The sequence below is a fragment of the Phaeovulum sp. genome (assembly GCF_041596715.1).
Classification (GTDB): domain Bacteria; phylum Pseudomonadota; class Alphaproteobacteria; order Rhodobacterales; family Rhodobacteraceae; genus UBA6213.
Genome location: NZ_JBFHIA010000295.1, coordinates 1 through 3,305, shown reverse-complemented (window position 1 = coordinate 3,305; position 3,305 = coordinate 1). Strand labels below are relative to the sequence as shown.

4 protein-coding genes and 1 pseudogene are annotated in these 3,305 nt (G+C 60.7%); all 5 read right to left on the bottom strand.

What is annotated here, in order from left to right; translation table 11 throughout:
• A pseudogene (locus tag ABY403_RS14885) lies at nucleotides 1-155 on the bottom strand (riboflavin biosynthesis protein RibD); the annotation flags it as partial.
• A 23-nt stretch (nucleotides 156-178) separates the two neighbouring features.
• Nucleotides 179-646, bottom strand: a complete 468-nt coding sequence (gene nrdR / locus ABY403_RS14880) for a transcriptional regulator NrdR (RefSeq protein ID WP_372841605.1) — start codon at nucleotides 644-646, stop codon at nucleotides 179-181.
• Nucleotides 647-743: 97 nt separating this feature from the next.
• Nucleotides 744-1,667: a U32 family peptidase gene (locus ABY403_RS14875; protein ID WP_372841604.1), complete on the bottom strand. Its 924-nt coding sequence runs from the start codon at nucleotides 1,665-1,667 to the stop codon at nucleotides 744-746.
• Nucleotides 1,658-2,656 carry a peptidase U32 family protein gene (locus ABY403_RS14870; RefSeq protein WP_372841603.1) on the bottom strand — a complete coding sequence of 333 codons (999 nt, stop codon included), beginning with the start codon at nucleotides 2,654-2,656 and terminating at the stop codon, nucleotides 1,658-1,660. The genes ABY403_RS14875 and ABY403_RS14870 overlap by 10 nt, the downstream gene beginning before the upstream one ends.
• Nucleotides 2,653-3,174 (bottom strand): SCP2 domain-containing protein, encoded by a 522-nt coding sequence (locus tag ABY403_RS14865; RefSeq protein ID WP_372841602.1) that lies wholly within the window; start codon nucleotides 3,172-3,174, stop codon nucleotides 2,653-2,655. The genes ABY403_RS14870 and ABY403_RS14865 overlap by 4 nt, the downstream gene beginning before the upstream one ends.
• Between the last annotated feature and the right edge of the window lie 131 nt (nucleotides 3,175-3,305).

Genomic DNA, 3,305 nt, shown 5'->3' with positions numbered 1-3,305 from the left:
TGCGCCAGTGCAACGGTCTCGGCATGGGGCCGCCCGCCCGGCTGGGTCCAGCCGCGCCCGACTATGGTTGAGCCTTGAACTATCACGCAGCCAACCGCCGGGTTGGGTGCAACATTACCCAGTCCGCGCGCCGCAAGCGCCAATGCCAGCGCCATGAAGCGGCGGTCGGACTCGGCGCTCACTCGTCGGCGCCACCTTGCGGGCGCAGCTCCGAGACGAACTTGTCAAAGTCATCCGCGGCCTGGAAGTTCTTGTAAACACTGGCAAACCGCACATAGGATACGGTGTCGATCCGTGCCAATGTCTCCATCACGATCTCGCCAATGACCTTTGAAGCGATATCGGTTTCCCCCATGCTTTCCAGCCGCCGCACGATGCCCGAAATCATCTGGTCAATGCGCTCGGGGTCGAGCGGGCGCTTTTGCATGGCGATGCGAATTGACCGTTCCAACTTGGTGCGGTCGAAATCTTCACGTTTGCCAGAGTTCTTGATCACCACAAGATCGCGCAACTGCACACGCTCATAGGTGGTAAAACGGCCGCCGCAGGCCGGGCAAAACCGGCGACGGCGGATGGCTACATGATCCTCAGCCGGCCGACTATCCTTGACCTGACTATCGACATTTCCGCAAAAAGGGCAGCGCATCGCGTGTTCCTTGGTGCCAATAAGGTGTTATCCACAGGCACTATAGGACAGCCGCGATAACTTGGGTAGGGGGCAAAACTACCGCAACATCTAGTGTTCAGGCGACCTTGGGGCCGAATTGCCGCCGTCCTTGCTGGCCATGCCAGAACCCGTTGGAAAATGGCGCTGGCATCGAAAGCCCGTCCAACCGTGCCTTGGCTTCGGCCGTGTCGATCCGCGCCTCGAGACGGTCGGCAAAAACCTTTGCCACCTCTACCATATCGACCCGTTGCGGCATCAGGCGGAAATGCGTCACCCCCATCGCCGGCATATCGGCTACTTCCTCTATCAGGTTGATATAGCTGTGCGACAGCGTCTGGATACCGTTGATCGTCAGGAAAGACTGCCCCGTTACGGTCTTCAGCGGCATACCGTCGGGGTCTTCCTCGCAGACGAACTGGCAGTTGTCCTTTGTTCGGCAATGCGCGCGCGCATGATAACAACGTGCCGAAACCGCCAGCGAGGCACGGCCAAACACCTGCACCTCTAGCCCAACGTCCAAACCCTTTGCAGCCTTTGCCATTTCGCTCACGACGGTGGCAGGCAATTCGACCGGAAGGCTGAAATGCGTAGCGCCCTTGCTGGTCAGATAGCGCATGGTTTCTTCGTTGTAGATGTTCATCAGCGGGCCAACCCGGTGCGGGCGCGCGGCCACATCCAAAAGCCCCGCCGTGTTGTTGATCTCGATCTCGTGGCCCTCGGTTTCGCAGATCGCGGCCAGCATGTCGCGCTCGCGTTTCAGCACCACTTCGGAAAGCGAAGATAGCACCACCTTCTTGCCGCCACGCTCTAGCCGCTCGATGATATCGGGGTAGTCCTTCTCGAAATACGGCGTGCGTTTCGAGCAGATCACTTCGCCCAGATAGACCGTGTCGACCGGTGCCTCATCAGCGATGCGCGCATAGAAATCGAGCCGCTCTTCGGGCTTCCAGTGGTAGATGATCGGGCCGAGGGTAAGGCTTTGCATCGGGTTCACCGCCATTTCTTGGTCTTGAAGGCACCTTCGGTCTGCTTTTGCCCCTCTGTCAGGGCAAGCAGATCGGCCAGTTGGGGCTCTTGCCCGGCGAGGATTGAATCGACCGCCGTGCGGAACGCCGAGACCGCGCTTTTCACATAGGCGCGCGAGCGTTGCCGCCCCTCGATCTTGAAAGCATCCACCCCCGCCTCGATCAGCGCAGGCAGCAGGCCGGAAAGATTGAGGCTGATCGGTTCTTCAAACGCATAATAGGCGTCTGGGCGGTTCGGCGCATTATAGCGACCCTTGCAGATCGTGGGATAGCCCGCCTGTTCATCCGGAGCAAAGCTGTCGATGGTGAAATCGGCAAGCCGCGTGGTGACCGAACCGTCGGGTTGTTTGTCGTAATGCACGTCGGCGGCGGGAGAGCAGACGCCGTCCATGTTCGTTGAAAGCCCGGTGACGTAGTTGGTAAGCGAGCAGCGCCCTTCAACCATCAGCCCGTGGTTTCCAAAGATGAAGGTTTCGATTTCACAGGGTATCTCGCGCGCGAGTTGCTTGATTTCAGGCACTGTCAGGATGCGCGGCAAGACCACGCGTTTGACCCCGAACTCGCGGACATAATAGCGGATCGCCTCGGGGCTGGACGCGGCGGCTTGCACCGAAAGATGCAGGCGAATGTTTGGATAGGTGCGCTTGACGTAGTCGGCCACGCCGATGTCAGCCACGATGAAGGCATCCACCCCAAAACGCGCGCCCATATCGACTGCGTCGCGCCAAAGATCGAACCTGCCCGCAGTTGGGAAGGTATTGGTTGCCAGCAAAACCTTGGTGCCGTGCTTGTGGGCGAAGGCGACCGAGGCTTCCATCTCCTCGGGCGTGAAGTTCAGGCCGGGAAAGTTGCGCGCGTTGGTGGCGTTCTGAAAGCCGCAGTAGACCGCGTCAGCGCCCGCTTCCACAGCGGTGCGAAGCGCGGCAGGGGTGCCTGCCGGGCAGACGAGTTCGGGGCGTTTCATGCATGGTCTCCCTTTTTCGCGGCCATCCGGCGTAGCCCGGCCAGCGCGGCGCGGCCCGGCGCGCCGAACATGCCGGCCACCGTCTCCGCTATCGAACCTTCGACATCGTCGAGCGCGTTTCTGAGGCACACCACGGCCTCGGTATTGCCCGTCACATCCAGATCGCGCGAGAAAAACAGCGCGTCGCCATCGGCGCCGCCGTCCATCAGGCCGAGCAGATCCAGAAACTTGCCCGCAATCCGCGCATCCGAGGGCGGCTCGGCGTTGCGGTGAAAGGCGCGGAAAGTCAGCGCCTCGGGGTCGGGAATCAACAGCAGGCCGAACGGCAGCCCCTGCGGATCAACGACAAATCGCGCCGTTTTATGCGGGCCGAGGCGGTTGAAAAGCGAGGGGTTTTCACGCGCCACGCGGGCCACGACCCGCTTCAGGATCGGCTGCAACAAAAACAGCGGCATCGGCGGCAGGAACCGCGTCAGACCGGGACGGGGGGCGGGGTGGCTATCGGTGCTCTCTTGCATGGGCTCGCCCTAGCATGGGGAAATGGGGGCGGGATTGATGCAGGTCAAATGCACTGAAAATGCCATGCGGACGCTGCGTGATAACACGCGTGTTAAGCCGCCTTATGCTATGTTTTTGTTTGGTTTTCCGT